Here is a 15934-nt window from a genome sequence, read left to right as displayed (position 1 = left end):
TCAGCGTCAGATACGGCGCCGCGAAACTCCATTCCTCATCCGACACATCTGTCGGATACCCTTTGCGGTCGGTTCTTTTCATCCCGCCAGGATACCAGGTCTCAATCGAAGTTCCTAACACGCTCTAACGCCGCAATTGAAGGTTGTGCGCCGCCGCGGACTTGCTGCTCCTGAAATCCCTCAAGCGTCTTGATTTGGTGGATGACAAGTGAGAGTCGCTCAAATTCACGCTCGATTTCGGCACGCAGAGCGGGGAGCAACTGCTGAGCGTGCTCGGCCCACCAGCGGGCCCAGTTACGACCGCCTACGCGCTCTACGCGCAGGTTATGCAGTACCAGAAGCGATCGGATCCGGTTGATGTGAGCGGTGCGCTCGTGTCGTAGGCGCTCGAGTTCACGATGCACGCGTCGTTCATCTTCCTGCTGTGCGCTTGGGACTCGCGCGACTGCCCAGACCCGACGTTCGCCAGCGTAGTAGCGCATCAGCATGGAAAGCAGCTTGTCGGCGTCAAGGCGGTCGGTCTTCGCACGTCGGGAGCGTCGGTTTACCTCGATACTTGCCGAATCGACGACGAGATTGACAATCCCTTGTGCGCTTAGCCAACGGTGCAACCAGAAGCCGTCGCGGCCCGCCTCATAGCAGCTCAGCACCAAGGTGTCAGGGTGCAGATGACAGCGAGCTCTGGCTTTCGCGATAGCGGACAGGACGGAAGCGGTGTCGCCGGCCGCTACCGCGCAACGGCTGGGAGCACGTACGCCATCACCGAGTGACAGCTTCCAGTTCTTTTCGCCCAATTCAAAGGCGACAAACAGCCTGCAGGTGATCTCGGTTTCCTGTGCTTGCAGGGTTCTCTCGGGTGCGTCCATTTGCGTGCTCCTTCCGGGAAACGGTCCAGACAAACCGTTTTACTCCTGGGGGCTTACGCGGGCTGTCCCTCATAGTATCTGAAGGTCGATTCCGTCTGCGTGAAATGCAATGCCATCAGCCGGCTGGTCGCATCGTCGACATACACCAGCAGCGTGCAGGCGGGCGCCCGGTCCTCGAACCAGCGGTGATCGCTGCCGTCGATCTGCACCAGTTCGCCCAGACAGGCACGGCGATTACGCGGCTGGTACACCTTCGGCGGACGATCCCTGCGCGGCACCCACAGTCCCGCGGCAATCATCAGGGTGCGCACCGTTTCCACCGCCAGTTCGATGCCATGACATTCCCTCAGCTTCTCGCGCGCCAGCGTCGGCCCGAAATCCGCATAGCGTTCGCGGACCAGCGCCAGCGCCCGCTGCGCCTTGCCAGCAGGCAGCTGGTGGTTGCCTGCACGCCCACGCTTGCCTGACACCAGCCCGGCCACGCCGGCCGCGTCGTAACGCAACACCAGCCGCTCGACCTGGCGCACGCTCAGTCCCAGCCGCTCGGCGGCCTGACCCGGCTTGAGCCGGGACTCCCTCACGGCCTGAATGACCTTCAGCCGATCGATCTCATGCATCGTCATCGTGATCGTCCCAGTCGCGTTCATCGCCGGCTCCCTGAGCGGATGTCCGGCAGCCAAACTACCCAGAACACGACATTTCTATTTAGCGAGGCAGAACTGCGCGAGCCGAAAGATCAGCTTGCGTGACAAGCGGGAAAGCAATTGAAAGGCGGGGCGAATTGCACGGAAGATCCGTGGTGATTCGCCCTCATTTCGTTGGCAAGCGCCAACGGCTTACTCATTTGAATCCTGCTGCGACGGTGCGACAGGATCCGATGCGGTCCGCTCACTGCGGCCGCGCATGAAGGCCTGCGGGCTGCTGCCCAATTCAAGCCGGAATGCGTAGATGAAAGCGGACGTCGAGCTGTAGCCGAGTTCCAGCGCGGTTCGGGTGACATCCATGCCTCCGCCCAGCAGTTCGATCGCCCGAAAGAGCCGCAGCCTGCGGCGCCATGAACGCAGACTCATCCCCGTTTCCGCAACGAAGCGCCGCGCCAGCGTGCGCGCGGACATGCCCAGGCGTTGCGCCCACTCATCGGATCCGCGCGCATCCGCCGGATCCGCGTGCAGCGTCTCGCATAGCTGCGCGAGCGTGTCATCGCGTGGCCAGGGTAGGGCCGTCGGAAGTGGTCGCGCCCGACGCAACTGGTCGAGAATCAGTTGCGTGATTCGCCCGACATAACCGTCATCGTCTGGCTGTCCAGCTATCGCGGTGGCTTCGACTATGAGCGCCCTCAGCAGCGGCGATACGGCGAACACCATGGGACTCGCGCCCGCCAGAGTGCTGCCAGTTTCGTCGGCAATCCTGAGGCTGCGAAATTCCGAACCTAGCAGCGAGCCCACCCTGTGACGAAGACCCGTCGGCAGCCACACTGCCTGCTCGGGCGAAATGACGATCGACCCGCCTTCCGATATCACGGTCAGCGCGCCCGAGATCGCATACACCATCTGATGCCACTGGTGCGAGTGCTCCGGGAAAAAACGCTGGGCGGGAATGAATTGCGCGCGCACCGTCAACGGGTTCGGCGGCGCCGCGTCAGCGGGCGCTTCAATCGTTTCCCACATCACATGTCATCCGGTTGGCAGTTATTCGACATATTTTGACCACTCGTCGAAAGACTGTCATCCCAAAAATTGTTTTAATGAAGGTTCCCCCGCATTGGGTTCCCGCGCGCGATGAAGAATGCGCTGCGCACCACGGCCCAGGAAACTTGGAGTATTGCGCCTTATGGCTCGCCACGACCGATACGATCTGCCACTTTCGACCGACTCCGACCTTGCAGCGGAGCGATATCGAACGGGTATCGATCTGCTGCTGTCGCTATGGCCCGGTGCCAGCGAAGCATTGGACGCGGCGATCGCAGCGGACCCGGACTTTGCGCTGGCGCACGCGGCGCGCGCCCGGCTGCACGCGATCAGCGCACAACCGTCGCAAGCGCGCGAGAAGATCGCGACAGCGCAGGCTCTCGTTGCGCATCGCGGCACCGAGCGTGAGCGCAGTCATGTCGAGGTGCTAGGGCTCGCGATAGAAGGGCAGGAGCCGAAAGCGCTTGCCGGTGCATTGGCGCATACCGACAGATGGCCGCGCGACGTTGTGATTCTCTCGATGCCGCTCGGCGCGTTTGGGCTTTACGCGTTCTCTGGCATGGCCGACCACGATCAGGCGCGAGTCGATCTGTGCGAGCGACACGCACGCCATTTCGATTCCGACGACTGGTGGTTCCTCACTTATCGCGGCTGGGCGCATGGCGAGAATGGCGATGTCGGACTTGGTCGTACGCTCACGCAGCGCGCACTCGAATTGCGTCGTCATAACGTGAATGCGGCACATGCCGTCGCTCACGTTCTTTACGAGTCGGGCGCGAACGACGAGGCCCAGCATTTGATTGCCGGCTGGCTGCCGGCGTATCCGAAGGCTGGCGTGTTGCACGGTCACATTGCGTGGCACGGGGCGCTCATCGCGCTGGAACGCGGAGACACTGACGGCGCGATCGCGATCTACAGCGATCATGTTGCGCCGTCGGCGTCGAAGGGCACGCCCATCAACATCGTCAGCGACACGTCGTCGTTTCTGTGGCGCATGCAGGCATACGGCCATGCTGTTCCTGAAGGAATGTGGAATGACGCGGCGCGCTACGCATCGGGCTACTTCAGGGACGCGGGCTTCCCTTTCGCGGATTTCCACATGGCGCTTGTCGGCGCCGCGACGGGAGACACGCTAGCGGTCGAGCAGCGGGTCAACGCGCTCACCAGGCTGCTCGATGAAGGCCGGCTGCCTGCCGGTTCCGTAGTCCCGGACATTTGCCGCGCTTCGCTCGCGTTCGCAGACGGGCAGTACGCGCTCGCCGCGCGCATTCTCGAACCCGTCTCGCGGGATGTCGTGCGCATCGGCGGAAGCGGCGCTCAGCGCGAGATCGTCGAAGACACATTGCTTGTCGCCCTGATGCGAAGCGGCGAATTGAAGAAAGCCCACGCGCTGCTCGACAGGCGGCTGCACCGCCGCCAGTCGCCTCGCGACACCCGATGGCTGAACGAACTGCTGGCTGCGCAAACAGCGAGCGATTCGTCGAACGGCTGATGGTGGCGGCTCGGGAAAGCGAAATGGAGTCGGGCATCACGATGAAAGCGACGGGACCGCGCAGACTGCTGGTCGATAGCATTGGCCCCGTCGCGGCAATCTCGCTCGCGCAACTGTTCGGCACGGCGTTGTGGTTCAGCGCGAACGGCACCGCCGCCGACCTGATGAAGCTATGGCACGCAAGCGCAGCCGATATCGGCTGGCTGACGAATGCGGTCCAGCTTGGATTCATTCTCGGCACGCTCATCATCGCGTTGAGCGGCGCGGCGGATCGCTTCCGCGCGAGCAGCATCTTCGTGTGCAGCGCGCTTGCTGGTGCGATTCTCAATCTCTGTTTCGCGTGGTTCTCGACGGGACTCGTGAGCGGCGGCGTGTACCGGTTCGGCGTGGGCGTCTGTCTTGCGGGAATTTATCCGATGGGGATGAAGCTGATCGTCGGCTGGGCGCTGGACCGCACGGGTCAGGCCCTGGCGCAGCTCGTCGCGATGCTCGTGCTGGGCACGGCGCTGCCACACGCAATGCGAGTCATGGGCACAGGCTTTCCGTGGCAGCTCATCATCTCCGCGTCATCGGTGCTGGCCGTGGGCGGTGCGATCGTTATCGGGGTATTGGGAGAAGGGCCGCACTCGGAGATCAGGGTGCGCGCATTCGACGGCGGCGTTGCAGCGGGAGCATCTCAATCCTCCGTGATCGACGCGTTCCGCATCCCGTCATTTCGGGCGGCAACGTTCGGTTATTTCGGTCACATGTGGGAGTTGTACACCTTCTGGACTGCCGTGCCGCTGCTCGTCTCCCATTCATCTCTCGTAACGCGTTTTCCCGGTATCGGCGTGCCAGCGATGTCGTTCGCGATCATCGGTATGGGTGCGGTCGGTTCGCTGGTGGGCGGTGTGCTGTCGCGACACATCGGGAGCGCGAAGGTGGCGACAGGCGCACTCGCGATATCGGGCTTTTGCTCTCTGACCTTTGAGCTCGGTTGGCGCTTCCTGTCTCCTGAATGGCTGGCAGCGCTCATGGCGATATGGGGGGCAACCGTCGTCGCCGATTCGCCACAGTTCTCCGCGCTGGCTGCGAGGGCTTGTCCGCCTGATCTCGTCGGAAGCGCACTCGCCATCCTGAACTCGATCGGTTTCGCCGTGACGGTGGTTTCGATTGCGATCACGACGTCGCTCTTCGAACGCGTCGGCCTGGACGCGACCTGGCTGCTGGTGCCAGGCCCCATGCTCGGATTGGCCGCATTCGCTGCGATGTCGCGGCCCACCCGCGCATCGGTGAGAACCTTCGGGACGCACCGCAGCTGAAGGAGCAAGACATGCTAGACCTCCAGTATCTGTCGATCGTCATGGAAGTCGACCGTCTCGGCAGTGTGACGGCCGCCGCCGAACGCCTGAATGTCACGCAGTCCGCTGCTGTCCCACATGGTCCGGAAGTTCGAGGAGCGACACGGCGTCAAGTTGTGGACGAAGAACGGCCGCGGATTGCGTTTCACGCACGCTGGCGAATATCTGCTGGGTCTCGCGGAACGCGTGATCCCCCAGATGGAACACGCCGAACGCACGCTGACCAATTTCGCCGAAGGTCGCCGCGGAGCGTTGCGCGTGGGTATGGAATGTCATCCGTGCCAGAAATGGTTGACGCGCCTGACGCCTCAATACCTAACCGCGTGGCCTGACGTCGATTTCGACGTTCGCACGGCCTTTCGCTTCGATGGCGTCGCTGCGCTGCTCGGCTACGAGATCGACATGCTGATCACGCCCGACCCCATCGACGTGCCTGACATCGTGTTCGCACCTGTTATCGACTATGAACTGATGCTCATCGTGCAGGACGAGCATCCGCTCGCCGCGCGCGAGTTTGCGCTGCCGCAGGATCTGATGAACGAGGAACTCATCACCGTTCCCGTCAGCAAGGAGCGTCTGGATATCTTCACGCGGTTTCTCGTGCCCGCGCATTGCAAGCCGAAGTATCACCGGACGGCGGAGCAGACGGAACTGATGCTGCAACTCGTCGCGGCTGGACGCGGCGTCGCGGTGTTGCCGGACTGGCTCGTAGCAGAAGAGGGCGAAGGGTTGCCTGTACGGGCCATTCGTCTGGGCGAGCCGGGTATCAGCAAATGCATCAACGTAGGTGTGCGGAACGGAGAAGAGGAAATCGCTTACATCGCGGGGTTTCTCGACCTTGCGCGAGAGCTCGGCGCGACGAGTAGTCGTCACGCTTAAAGCGAAGTACGTTGAGTCTTTGGAACCTCGCGGTTCGATCCGATGCACATACTTCTTTACTCAAGCTGCTTGTTGCGGTGTGGGTAACTCGAAGACGTTGTACAGGCCCCTACCACTCAGCCATGGGGAGATCGCTCGCTGCTGTTCGGGATCCGGACGGCAATCTGGTTGACTTCTTCACGGCGGTCAGCGCGGAGGCACTCGCAAGTACATGAAGGAGTGGGATGCGGCAGCGGGTTCCGCTGCCGCATCCCACTCGGTGTCCGACCGCTGTTCTCCCCCTTCCCCCAAACAGCGCAGTGCGCCTCCGGCCGCGCAAGTGAATCCCTACTCGCCTCTCCTGCAGACGCGGTGATCGTCATTACCAGGTTCATCTTGAGCCTGCCGAGCGAGTTTCCTGACTCGATGGGAAGGAATCGATGAGCTTGAGGTCGGCCGCGCGGTCTGGAGGAGCTCCTTTTTGTTGACGAAACCGCTATGCGGCATGAAATATCGACTAGGGCAATTTCCTGGTTGACAGCTCCATTTATGATTTTCTAGGATGCATACATCACTGCACACATAGAGACACGCAATGGTGTGTGGCACACGTGTTCCGTCCTCGAAAATACCCTTAAAGGAGAGGTCACCATGGTTCGGCTGTCCTGTTTTGTCCGTCAAACGTTCCTGTCGTTCGTAGCGGTGGGTTGCGTCGTTGCAAGCGCGCCGTCGCACGCCGACGGAACCGCCGGCTGGGAAAGTGTGAAGAAGGCTGGCGTCCTACGTTGCGGCGCCGCGGTTGCGCCGCCGTACGTCATGCGCGACCCGAAGACCGGCGAATACAGCGGCTTCTTCTCGGAGCTATGTCGCAACTTCGGGCAAAACGTGCTCAAAGTGAAAGTCGAGTTCGTCGATACCACGTGGGACAACATCGTCGCGGGTCTGCAATCGAACAATGGGATCTTTCGATGGCGCTCAACGACACGCCTGAGCGGGAGAAAGCGATCTCGTTTTCCGCGCCCGCAACGGACTACAACGTTTCGTTCGTCTACAACAGGAACAACCCGAAGATCGCGAAGGGCGCCCATTCCATCGCCGAAATCGACAAGCCGGGTGTGACGGTCGCGGTGATGTCGGGTTCCGCGCAGGACAAGGCGATCACGGCCGTCTTCAAACAGGTGCAAATCATGCGCTTGCCGGGTAACGACGAAACCCGCCTCGCACTGATGTCCAAACGTGCCGACCTTCTCGCCGACGCCAACATCACGAACATGCTGCTGACGGAGGCGCATCCCGACTGGGCCGTCGCCATTCAACCGAATCCGCCGCTCGCGCAGCAGGAAGTCGCTTTCGGTATCAGGAAAGACACGCCAGCTGCCGACATCGCGGTACTTAACAAGTACGTGAGCGAGCAGGTCAGCTCCGGCGCGGTCAATCGCCTCATCAAGACCTCCGTTCAATCCATGCTCGCTTCGAACAAGTGATGCTTGCTGCCATGTCGCGAGTGAGCGCGTTCGTTCGCTCGCGGCTGGCATCGCGATTTGCGTTTATGTGGCCGGTACCAGCCGCAACGACATCGGCACATCCACGGTCGCGGGGTTCGACTCACCTTCGCGCGCGTAAGGCGCGTCCCGCTGGAGAGACTTCATGCTGTCATCGCAAACCATGGTTGCCCAATCTCACACGCCACCGGCTGTGGTGGACTTCACGCCGTCCACGATGGGCGATTTCGTGCAATTCGAGGATGTGTACAAGTCCTACGGCGAGAACCTGGTGGTCATGGACCACATGAATCTCGACATGCGCGCCGACGACCGCCTCGTGATCATCGGCCCGAGCGGAAGCGGCAAGAGTTCGCTGCTGCGCGTGATGATGGGACTGGAAGGCATTCAGGGTGGACGGATCGGCTTCCAGGGCAAGCCGTACATCTCCAGTGCGGACTCGGGCCGCTCGAAGCGCATCGACGCCCGGCTGCAGAAGCAGATCGGGATGGTGTTCCAGCACTACACGCTGTTTCCGCATCTGTCCGTGCTGGGCAATCTCGTCCTCGCGCCGATGAAGGTCGGCGGCCTGTCCAAAGCGCAGGCCACCGAGCGCGCCCGCATGTATCTCGCGCGGCTGGGTCTGGAGAGCAAGCTGCATGCGTATCCGAGCCAGCTTTCGGGCGGTCAGAAGCAGCGCGTAGCGATCGCGCGTGCGCTGATGCTCGAGCCGAAGCTGATGCTATTCGACGAAGTGACGTCAGCACTCGACCCGGAAATGGTCGTCGAAGTGCAGAACGTGATGCTGCAACTCGCCGAACAGAAGATGGCGATGATCATCGTGACGCACGACATGCATTTCGCCCGCGATATCGCTACGCGTGTGGTGTTTTGCGCGAGCGGAAAAATCGTGGAGCAGGGCGCGCCCGCCGACATGTTCAAGTGTCCAAAGGAAGCACGCACCCGCGATTTTCTCGGGAAAGTGCTGCATCTCGACTGAGGCCCGCGATGAACTACCACTTCGATTTCGGTTTTCTGGCGGGAAGCGCGGGCGCCTTGCTCGCCGGTCTCAAGGTCACGCTCGAACTGGCCATCGCCTCCAACGTGATGGGGCTCGTGCTGGGCTTCTTCCTGTGTCTGCTCGCGATGAGCCGGTGGACCGCTGTTCGCTGGCCCGCTCAACTCTTTATCGAGTTCTTTCGATGCACGCCGGCGCTGCTGCAGATTGTCTGGTTCTTCTACTGCATTCCGATGATGGTCGACGTTTTCATCGACCCGATCATGATGGGCGTGATGGCGCTCGGCCTGAACCTGACGGCTTTCAACGCCGAGGCCTATCGGGCCGGTGTGCAGGCAGTCCCGAAAGAGCATCTCGATGCCTGCATCGCGCTCGGACTAAAGTCCTGGCAGCGCACCTTTTATGTGGTGCTGCCGCAGGCGCTGCGCAGTGCGATGCCCGTGCTGATGACCAATGGCATCGGCAGCCTGCAACAGAGCGCGCTGTTGGCCATCGTGGCCGTCGCGGATCTGATGTATGTCGGCAAGAGTCTCGCGACGGAAGCATATCGTCCGCTCGAAACCTACACGCTGGTCGCACTCATTTACTTCGCGCTCTCGCTGCCGATAGCAAGGCTGGTGCATGTGATCGAGCGTCGTCAGGACCTCGCCGTCCGCCGTTGAGGAGAAGACCATGCACCTCGAATTTTCCGCCGTGCTGCCGTACTGGCTGGTATTGCTCAAAGGTCTCGCTCTCACGGTTGCATTCACGAGCAGTTGCGCGGTGATCGGAAGCCTCGCGGGGTTCGTTCTGAGCCTGTTGAGAATGTCGCCTTCGCGATGGATGAAAGCCGCGACGTCGCTGTACGTGGAGTTCTTTCGCGGCACGCCTTTGCTGATCCAGCTTTTCTGGGTGTATTTCTGCTTCCCCCTGGTTTTTCGCGTGGAGATTCCGCCGTATCTGTCAGTAGTGATTTCGCTGACGCTGTACATGGCGGCTATCACCAGCGAAACATTCCGTGGCGCGCTGAAGTCGATTTCGGCCGAGCAGCATGACGCCTGCATCGCGTTGAGTCTGTCGGCGCACGCAAAGATTCTCTACGTGATCTTTCCACAGGCGCTGCTGCGCGCGATTCCGCCGCTGCTGTCGAACATCGTGAGCCTGTTCAAGGAGCGCGCGTTGATTTCGTCCGTCGGTGTCGCCGACCTGATGTTCGTCGGCCAGAGCATTTCGACCAGCACCGCGCGGCCGGTCGAGTTTCTCACCACCGTCGCGATCATTTACTTCCTTGTCGCATTCCCGCTGACGCGTCTCGTCGGCGTGGTCGAGACACGCCTGCTTTCGCGTTTTGCCTGATAACCCAACCAGTCCATCGTTAAGTGGAGAAACAATCATGCAGATGAAGGGAATCCTGCCCGCACTCGTGACGCCGTTCAACGCCTCGGGCGCCGTCGATCACGACACCCTTGCCAACATCCTCGAATTCCAGCTCAAGGCGGGCGTGACGGGCTTCGTGCCGTTGGGTTCGACGGGCGAATACTATGCACTGACGCACGACGAACGCCGCGCGATCCTGAAGACGGTGCGCGAAGTGGTCGGCGGGCGCGGCACGCTGATCGGCGGCGCGAATGGTTCGAGCACACGCGAAGTGATCGAGCAGACACGTCTGGTGCGCGATGCGGGCTACACGAACGTGCTCATCGCGCCGCCGTACTACGCGCTGCCGTCGCAGGAAGAACTGGTCGGCCACTACGAGGCGATTCTCGAAGCGGTGCCCGACGTGAACTTGATCCTCTACAACTATCCCGTTCGGACCAACGTCGAAGTGGGCTTCGGCGTGCTCGATGCGTTCAGGGACCATCCGCGCGTGGTGGGCATCAAGGAAAGTAGCGGCAATCTGCTGCGCGCCATCGAGATCGGTGAGAAATACAAGGGCAGCTACCAGCTGTCGTGCGGTTCCGACGACCAGGCGCTCGACTTTTTCCTGTGGGGCGCAACGAGCTGGATTTGCGGTCCCGCAAACTGCTTCGTGAAGCAGGTCGTGGATTTCTATAACAGGTTCGCTGCCGACGATATTCGCGGCGCGCAGAACGTCATGCGCTCGCTGTTCCCGGTCATGGCGACGATGGAAGCAGGCAAGTTCGTGCAGAAAGTGAAGTATGGCTGCGAGCTGGCCGGCTTCAAGGTCGGCGCCGCACGCATGCCGCTGAAGCCGCTAACCGACGAAGAAAAGGCCGACTTCCGCGCTGTTTTCGAAGCGGTGCAGTCCTGACGACCGCGCCGGCGGATCAGGCCGCCGGCTTTTCTCTTTCGGGACAATCGAATGAGCAGACACCGTTTCGTGAGCATCGAAGGGCATACGGAAGGTATGCCCGTGCGCATGTTGATCGAAGGCATGCCGGCCCTCGAAGGGGCGACGATGGCAGCGCGCCGCAGGGCGTTCGTCGAAAGCCACGACTGGATTCGTCGAGCTCTGATGCTCGAACCGCGCGGACATGCACATATGTCCGGCACGCTGCTGTATCCGCCCGTTTCCGCCGACGCGGATATGAGCCTGCTGTTTATCGAAACTTCAGGATGTCTGCCGATGTGCGGCCATGCGTCGATCGGCTCGATCTCGTTCGCGCTCGAAGCGGGACTCGTGCGGCCGAAGTCGCCCGGCACCGTCGTCGTGGACGTGCCTGCGGGCAAGCTTCACGCGCGCTACGAGATGGACGGCGAGCGGGTAGCGTCGGTGCGCTTCACGAATGTGCCGAGCTTTCTGCTGCATCGCGATGTCGAGATCGTGCACCCGCATTTTGGACGACTGACGCTCGATATCGCATATGGCGGAAACTTCTATCCGATCGTCGAAGTCCAGCCCAACTTTCCCGGCTGCGAACACTTCTCACCGGAGCAGCTGCTTATGTGGGGTCGCCAGATGCAACGGGCGGTGAACGAAACGCTCGACGTGGTCCATCCGGACGACCCGGCCATACGCGGCGTCAGACACGCGATGTGGACGGGCGCGCCCGTCTCGGATGACGCCGATGCGCGCGCGGTCGTGATCGCCGGCGACAGTCTGATCGACCGCTCGCCATGCGGCACGGGCACCTCCGCCCGCGTTGCACAGCGCTACGCACGCGGATTGCTCGCGCAAGGTGAAGCTTTCCGGCATCAGAGCCTGATCGGCAGTTGCTTTACGGGGCGCGTGGAAACCACGACGAGACTCGGAAACGGTCTGGACGCGGTGTTCCCGAGCGTCGAAGGACGTGCGTGGATCACCGGGCGGGCAGAACATTATGTCGACGATACCCAGCCCTATGCTCATGGTTTCAGCCTGCAGGAGTACGCGAATTGAACGCCGTTCCTCGCGACACTGTTTCGCGTGACACGCTGCCTGCGAGCCGGGAACCCGCCGTCGTGATCGGCGGTGGCATCGTGGGCGTGTGCTGCGCGCTCTATCTGCAGCGCGCCGGATACGCCGTCACGCTGATCGACCCGGAAGCGCCCGGCAACAGCACGGCGAAGTGGAGTTGCGGCCAGATGGCCGTGAGCGAAGTCATTCCGCTGTCGAAGCCCGGCGTGCTGATGAAAGTGCCCGGCTGGCTGTTCGACCGCAAAGGACCGCTATCGCTTCGTCCCAGCGCGTTGCCGGGCATCGTCCCGTGGTTCGTGCGCTTTCTGATGTGCGCGCGGCACGCGAAGATCGTCGAGATTGCCCAGTCGATGGCGACGCTGACGCACGACGTCTACGCAGACTTCGCGCCGCTGCTCGACGCTTGCGACGACAAGACGCTGATGGGCGAGCGGCCGATCCTCGAAGTATTCGACGATCCCGGCGCGCTCGCACACGAGCAGCCGCATCTGGATCTGCGCGAGTCGCTCGGCTTCAAGTCACAACGGCTGAACGCGAAGGAAATCGGCGATCTGGAACCGGCGTTCGCAGGCAGGTTCTCACACGGGCTGATGTTTCCGGACTGGCGTGCAGTGAGCGACACGATGGGCTTCATCGCGGCGCTCACGGCGAGTTTCATCGCGCAGGGCGGCCGCCGGATTCGCACGGAAGCGGATCGCATCGACGAATCGAATGGCCAGGCGACGGGCGTCACACTGGCCAACGGCGAGCGCATTGCCGCCCGGCATGTGATCGTCGCCGCAGGCACGGGCGCGCGGCGCTTCTTCCGTTCACTGGGGATCGACGTGCCGCTGACGGGTATCGCCGGATATCAGGCCGTCGTCTCCGACCCGGGCGTGGAAATCCGCCACTCGACGATCTATGCGGACGGCGGCTTCTGCTTCACGCCGATGACGCGCGGTCTGCAGATCGGCGGCACGATCGAGTTCGCGGGCCACGGCGCCAAACCGGATTTCAGGCGCGCGGACATCATTCTCGACAAGGCGAAACGCGTGTTGCCGCAGATGCGCACGTCGCATGTCGAATACGGCGTCGGCTATCGCCCGTTCCTGCCGGACACGAAGCCGATCATCGACCGTTCGCGCAGACTGTCGAACGTGTTCATGGCATTCGGTCACGGGCAACTCGGTCTCACGCTCGGCGCAACGACGGGACGACTGATTGCCGATCTCGTCGCGGGACGGCCGACGAAACAGGACCTCGCACCGTTCAGTGCTTACCGCTTCTAGAGATCACCATCACGGAGAACACGATGCGTTGGAACAGGACGTTCACGATGGTCGGATGCCATGCCGAAGGTGAAGTCGGCAACGTCGTAACGGGAGGGCTGATCGACGTGCCGGGCAGCACGATGTTCGAGAAGATGCTGTATCTCGAAGAGCACGCAGACGAGCTGCGCAGGATATGTCTCTTCGAGCCTCGCGGCTCGGTGAATCACAACGTCAATTTCATATTGCCCGCCACGGATCCTCGTGCGCAGATGGGTTATGTGATCGGTGAATCGACAGAGTACGTGGCGATGTCCGGCTCGAACACGATGTGCGTCGCCACTGTGCTGCTCGAAACGGCCATTCTGCCGATGCTCGAGCCCGTCACGGAGCTGGTGCTGGAGGCGCCCGCTGGACTCATTCATGTGAAATGCGAGTGCTTGAATGGCAAAGTGACGCGCGTCGAGTTCACGAACCAGCCTGCTTTTGTCGCGCATCGGGATGCCTATGTCGAGGTACCCGGCGTCGGCAGCATCGCGATTGTTGCATACGGCGGCATGACGTATGCCCTGGTCGACGCGCAGGCGCTCGGCTTCGATATCGCACCCGACGAAGCGCGAGACCTTTGCGGGCTCGGCCAGAAAATCAAGGCGGCCGCGGTCGAGCAGTTGCCTTTCTCGCATCCGCTCAATCCTCTGATCAAGGGCGTCACGAATACGCAGTTCATGGGCCCGTTGCGGCGGGAAAACGGCAAGCTGTTTGCACGCAACACCGTCGTCGTGTCGCCGGGGCGTTGCGACCGTTCACCGTGCGGCACGGGAACGTCGGCACGCCTTGCGGTCTTGTACGCGCGCGGTCTGATCGACGTCGGCGAAACCTTCGTCCATGAATCGATCACGGGATCGCGATTCGAAAGCCGCGTCGCGGCGACAACGAAGGTCGGCGATTACGCGGCCGTGGTGCCCGTCGTGTCCGGTCAGGCGTGGATCACTGCCATTTCGCAGATCGGAGTCGATCCGACGGACTGCTTCCAGACGGGCTTCACCGTGGACGACACATGGCTGGAAGCAGTCGACGACAAGCTCATCAAATCGCGTCAATCAACTTCAAACTGAACATGAAATCCTACGATCGACTTTTCATCGACGGCCGCTGGGTCGCGCCCGTCCACAACGGCAGCTTCGACACGATCGACCCCAGCAGCGAGCAGGTACTCGCCAAAGTGGCCGCTGCGACGGCAGAGGATGTCGACCTCGCCGTGCAGGCGGCGCGCAAGGCGTTCGACGCAGGTCCGTGGCCGCGCATGCGCGGCGCCGAGCGGGCCGCTGTGTTGCGACGGATCGGCAAGGGCATTCGCGACCGTCTGCACGAACTGGCCGAAATGGAAGTGCGCGACAACGGCAAGCCGCTGCCCGAAGCGCTGTGGGATCTCGGCGACGCGGCAGGCTGCTTCGAGTTCTACGCCGGCCTCGCCGAAACACTCGACGACAATGCCGAGCAACCCGTCGCGCTGTCCGACGACCGTTTCACGTCAGTGGTACGCAAGGAGCCGATCGGCGTGGCGGGCGCGATCATTCCGTGGAATTTCCCGATGCTGATGGCGGCGTGGAAGGTCGCGCCGGCGCTGGCGGCGGGATGCACGATGGTCCTGAAGCCTTCCGAGCTGACGCCGCTGACGGCGCTCGAACTCGCCGGGATTGCGGCGGCGGCGGACCTGCCGCCCGGTGTGCTCAACATCGTCACGGGCTTCGGCAAGGACGCGGGCGCGCCGCTCAGCGAACATCCCGGTATCGACAAGCTCGCGTTCACGGGCAGCGTGCCGACGGGCAGCCGGATCATGCAGGCGGCCGCGCGGGACATCAAGAACGTCAGCCTCGAACTCGGCGGCAAGTCGCCGTTCATCGTCTTCGACGACAGCGATCTCGACGCGGCCGTCGAATGGATCATGTTCGGCATTTTCTGGAACCAGGGCGAGGTGTGTTCGGCGACGTCGCGCGTGCTGGTACAGCGTGGCATTTACGCGCGGCTCATTGAGCGGCTCGAAGAGGAAACGCGCAAAATCACCATTGGCAACGGGCTCGATGACGGCGTGCTGCTTGGGCCGATCGTCAGCAAGGGGCAGTACGACAAGGTGCGCGAAGCGGTCGAGCGCGGCAAGCAGGAAGGCGCGCGGCTGGTGACGGGCGGCGGACGGCCCGCGCATCTCGACACGGGCTACTTCATGGAGCCCGTCGTGTTCGCGGACGTGCCCGAAGACAGCTGGATCTGGCGCGAAGAGATTTTCGGACCTGTGATCTGCGTGCGGCCGTTCGATACCGAAGACGAAGCAGTGCGCACCGCGAACGACTCGCGCTTCGGTCTTGCCGCAGCCGTGATGTCACGCGACGACGCGCGCTGCGAACGCGTTGCGCGAGCGCTGCGCGCGGGCATCGTGTGGATCAACTGCTCGCAGCCCACGTTCACGGAAGCGCCCTGGGGCGGCTACAAGCAGAGCGGCATCGGACGAGAACTGGGCGTGTGGGGCTTGAACAATTATCTCGAGACCAAGCAGATCACGCGGTACGGTAGCGACAAGCCGTGGGGCTGGTACATCAAGTAAGTCGAGGC

General features: G+C 62.2%; 12 protein-coding genes and 4 pseudogenes. 12 read left to right on the top strand and 4 right to left on the bottom strand.

Going from position 1 to position 15934, the window contains the following annotated elements; translation table 11 throughout:
- From AB4Y34_RS36745 to AB4Y34_RS36730, 4 genes and pseudogenes are all read right to left on the bottom strand, one after another.
- Positions 1 to 82 (bottom strand): annotated as a pseudogene (locus tag AB4Y34_RS36745) (IS5/IS1182 family transposase); the annotation flags it as partial.
- Positions 83 to 101: 19 nt separating this feature from the next.
- On the bottom strand, positions 102 to 866 hold the full coding sequence (locus AB4Y34_RS36740) for a hypothetical protein (protein ID WP_368718803.1): 765 nt from the start codon (positions 864 to 866) through the stop codon (positions 102 to 104).
- 68 nt (positions 867 to 934) lie between these two features.
- A pseudogene (locus tag AB4Y34_RS36735) lies at positions 935 to 1513 on the bottom strand (helix-turn-helix domain-containing protein); the annotation flags it as partial.
- Between the two features lie 189 nt (positions 1514 to 1702).
- A complete protein-coding gene (locus AB4Y34_RS36730; protein ID WP_368718802.1) occupies positions 1703 to 2533 on the bottom strand; it encodes a helix-turn-helix domain-containing protein in 831 nt (276 codons plus the stop codon).
- 163 nt (positions 2534 to 2696) lie between these two features.
- On the opposite strand from AB4Y34_RS36730, the gene AB4Y34_RS36725 reads away from it, so the two are divergent.
- The 12 genes and pseudogenes from AB4Y34_RS36725 to AB4Y34_RS36670 all read left to right on the top strand — a co-directional run bounded on the left by AB4Y34_RS36725 (position 2697) and on the right by AB4Y34_RS36670 (position 15926).
- The gene (locus AB4Y34_RS36725; protein ID WP_368718801.1) at positions 2697 to 4046 is read left to right on the top strand and encodes a tetratricopeptide repeat protein; all 1350 of its coding nucleotides are present in this window, start codon (positions 2697 to 2699) and stop codon (positions 4044 to 4046) included.
- Between the two features lie 41 nt (positions 4047 to 4087).
- Complete coding sequence (locus AB4Y34_RS36720; protein ID WP_368718807.1) at positions 4088 to 5347, top strand: MFS transporter; 1260 nt, start codon at positions 4088 to 4090, stop codon at positions 5345 to 5347.
- A gap of 11 nt (positions 5348 to 5358) precedes the next feature.
- A pseudogene (locus AB4Y34_RS36715) lies at positions 5359 to 6265 on the top strand (LysR family transcriptional regulator).
- A 630-nt stretch (positions 6266 to 6895) separates the two neighbouring features.
- Positions 6896 to 7728, top strand: a pseudogene (locus tag AB4Y34_RS36710) (substrate-binding periplasmic protein).
- A gap of 181 nt (positions 7729 to 7909) precedes the next feature.
- The gene (locus AB4Y34_RS36705; protein WP_368718806.1) at positions 7910 to 8725 is read left to right on the top strand and encodes an amino acid ABC transporter ATP-binding protein; all 816 of its coding nucleotides are present in this window, start codon (positions 7910 to 7912) and stop codon (positions 8723 to 8725) included.
- A gap of 8 nt (positions 8726 to 8733) precedes the next feature.
- The gene (locus AB4Y34_RS36700; RefSeq protein WP_368718800.1) at positions 8734 to 9405 is read left to right on the top strand and encodes an amino acid ABC transporter permease; all 672 of its coding nucleotides are present in this window, start codon (positions 8734 to 8736) and stop codon (positions 9403 to 9405) included.
- A gap of 10 nt (positions 9406 to 9415) precedes the next feature.
- The gene (locus AB4Y34_RS36695) at positions 9416 to 10078 is read left to right on the top strand and encodes an amino acid ABC transporter permease (RefSeq protein ID WP_368718799.1); all 663 of its coding nucleotides are present in this window, start codon (positions 9416 to 9418) and stop codon (positions 10076 to 10078) included.
- 37 nt (positions 10079 to 10115) lie between these two features.
- Entirely contained in the window at positions 10116 to 10994 is an 879-nt protein-coding gene (locus tag AB4Y34_RS36690; protein ID WP_368718798.1) for a dihydrodipicolinate synthase family protein, read from the top strand.
- Between the two features lie 51 nt (positions 10995 to 11045).
- Positions 11046 to 12062 (top strand): 4-hydroxyproline epimerase, encoded by a 1017-nt coding sequence (locus AB4Y34_RS36685; RefSeq protein ID WP_368718797.1) that lies wholly within the window; start codon positions 11046 to 11048, stop codon positions 12060 to 12062.
- Complete coding sequence (locus AB4Y34_RS36680) at positions 12059 to 13348, top strand: NAD(P)/FAD-dependent oxidoreductase (protein WP_368718796.1); 1290 nt, start codon at positions 12059 to 12061, stop codon at positions 13346 to 13348. The genes AB4Y34_RS36685 and AB4Y34_RS36680 overlap by 4 nt, the downstream gene beginning before the upstream one ends.
- A 23-nt stretch (positions 13349 to 13371) precedes the next feature.
- Positions 13372 to 14442, top strand: coding sequence for a proline racemase family protein (locus AB4Y34_RS36675; RefSeq protein WP_368718795.1), 1071 nt, complete (start codon positions 13372 to 13374; stop codon positions 14440 to 14442).
- 2 nt (positions 14443 to 14444) lie between these two features.
- Positions 14445 to 15926 (top strand): aldehyde dehydrogenase family protein, encoded by a 1482-nt coding sequence (locus tag AB4Y34_RS36670; protein ID WP_368718794.1) that lies wholly within the window; start codon positions 14445 to 14447, stop codon positions 15924 to 15926.
- The last annotated feature ends 8 nt before the right edge of the window (positions 15927 to 15934 follow it).

Origin of the sequence: Paraburkholderia sp. BR10954, assembly GCF_040965775.1 — a bacterium.
Taxonomy (GTDB): domain Bacteria; phylum Pseudomonadota; class Gammaproteobacteria; order Burkholderiales; family Burkholderiaceae; genus Paraburkholderia; species Paraburkholderia youngii.
Note: the sequence above shows the minus strand (reverse complement) of the source record. Positions and strands in the feature narration are given on the sequence as shown.

Bases quoted from the DNA above. Each gene is read 5' to 3' on its own strand.
- AB4Y34_RS36725 (WP_368718801.1), top strand. From the start codon at position 2,697: ATGGCTCGCCACGACCGATACGATCTGCCACTTTCGACCGACTCCGAC.
- AB4Y34_RS36705 (WP_368718806.1), top strand. From the start codon at position 7,910: ATGGTTGCCCAATCTCACACGCCACCGGCTGTGGTGGACTTCACGCCG.
- AB4Y34_RS36730 (WP_368718802.1), bottom strand. From the start codon at position 2,533: ATGTGGGAAACGATTGAAGCGCCCGCTGACGCGGCGCCGCCGAACCCG.
- AB4Y34_RS36720 (WP_368718807.1), top strand. From the start codon at position 4,088: ATGAAAGCGACGGGACCGCGCAGACTGCTGGTCGATAGCATTGGCCCC.
- AB4Y34_RS36740 (WP_368718803.1), bottom strand. From the start codon at position 866: ATGGACGCACCCGAGAGAACCCTGCAAGCACAGGAAACCGAGATCACC.
- AB4Y34_RS36675 (WP_368718795.1), top strand. From the start codon at position 13,372: ATGCGTTGGAACAGGACGTTCACGATGGTCGGATGCCATGCCGAAGGT.
- AB4Y34_RS36685 (WP_368718797.1), top strand. From the start codon at position 11,046: ATGAGCAGACACCGTTTCGTGAGCATCGAAGGGCATACGGAAGGTATG.
- AB4Y34_RS36700 (WP_368718800.1), top strand. From the start codon at position 8,734: ATGAACTACCACTTCGATTTCGGTTTTCTGGCGGGAAGCGCGGGCGCC.
- AB4Y34_RS36695 (WP_368718799.1), top strand. From the start codon at position 9,416: ATGCACCTCGAATTTTCCGCCGTGCTGCCGTACTGGCTGGTATTGCTC.
- AB4Y34_RS36670 (WP_368718794.1), top strand. From the start codon at position 14,445: ATGAAATCCTACGATCGACTTTTCATCGACGGCCGCTGGGTCGCGCCC.
- AB4Y34_RS36690 (WP_368718798.1), top strand. From the start codon at position 10,116: ATGCAGATGAAGGGAATCCTGCCCGCACTCGTGACGCCGTTCAACGCC.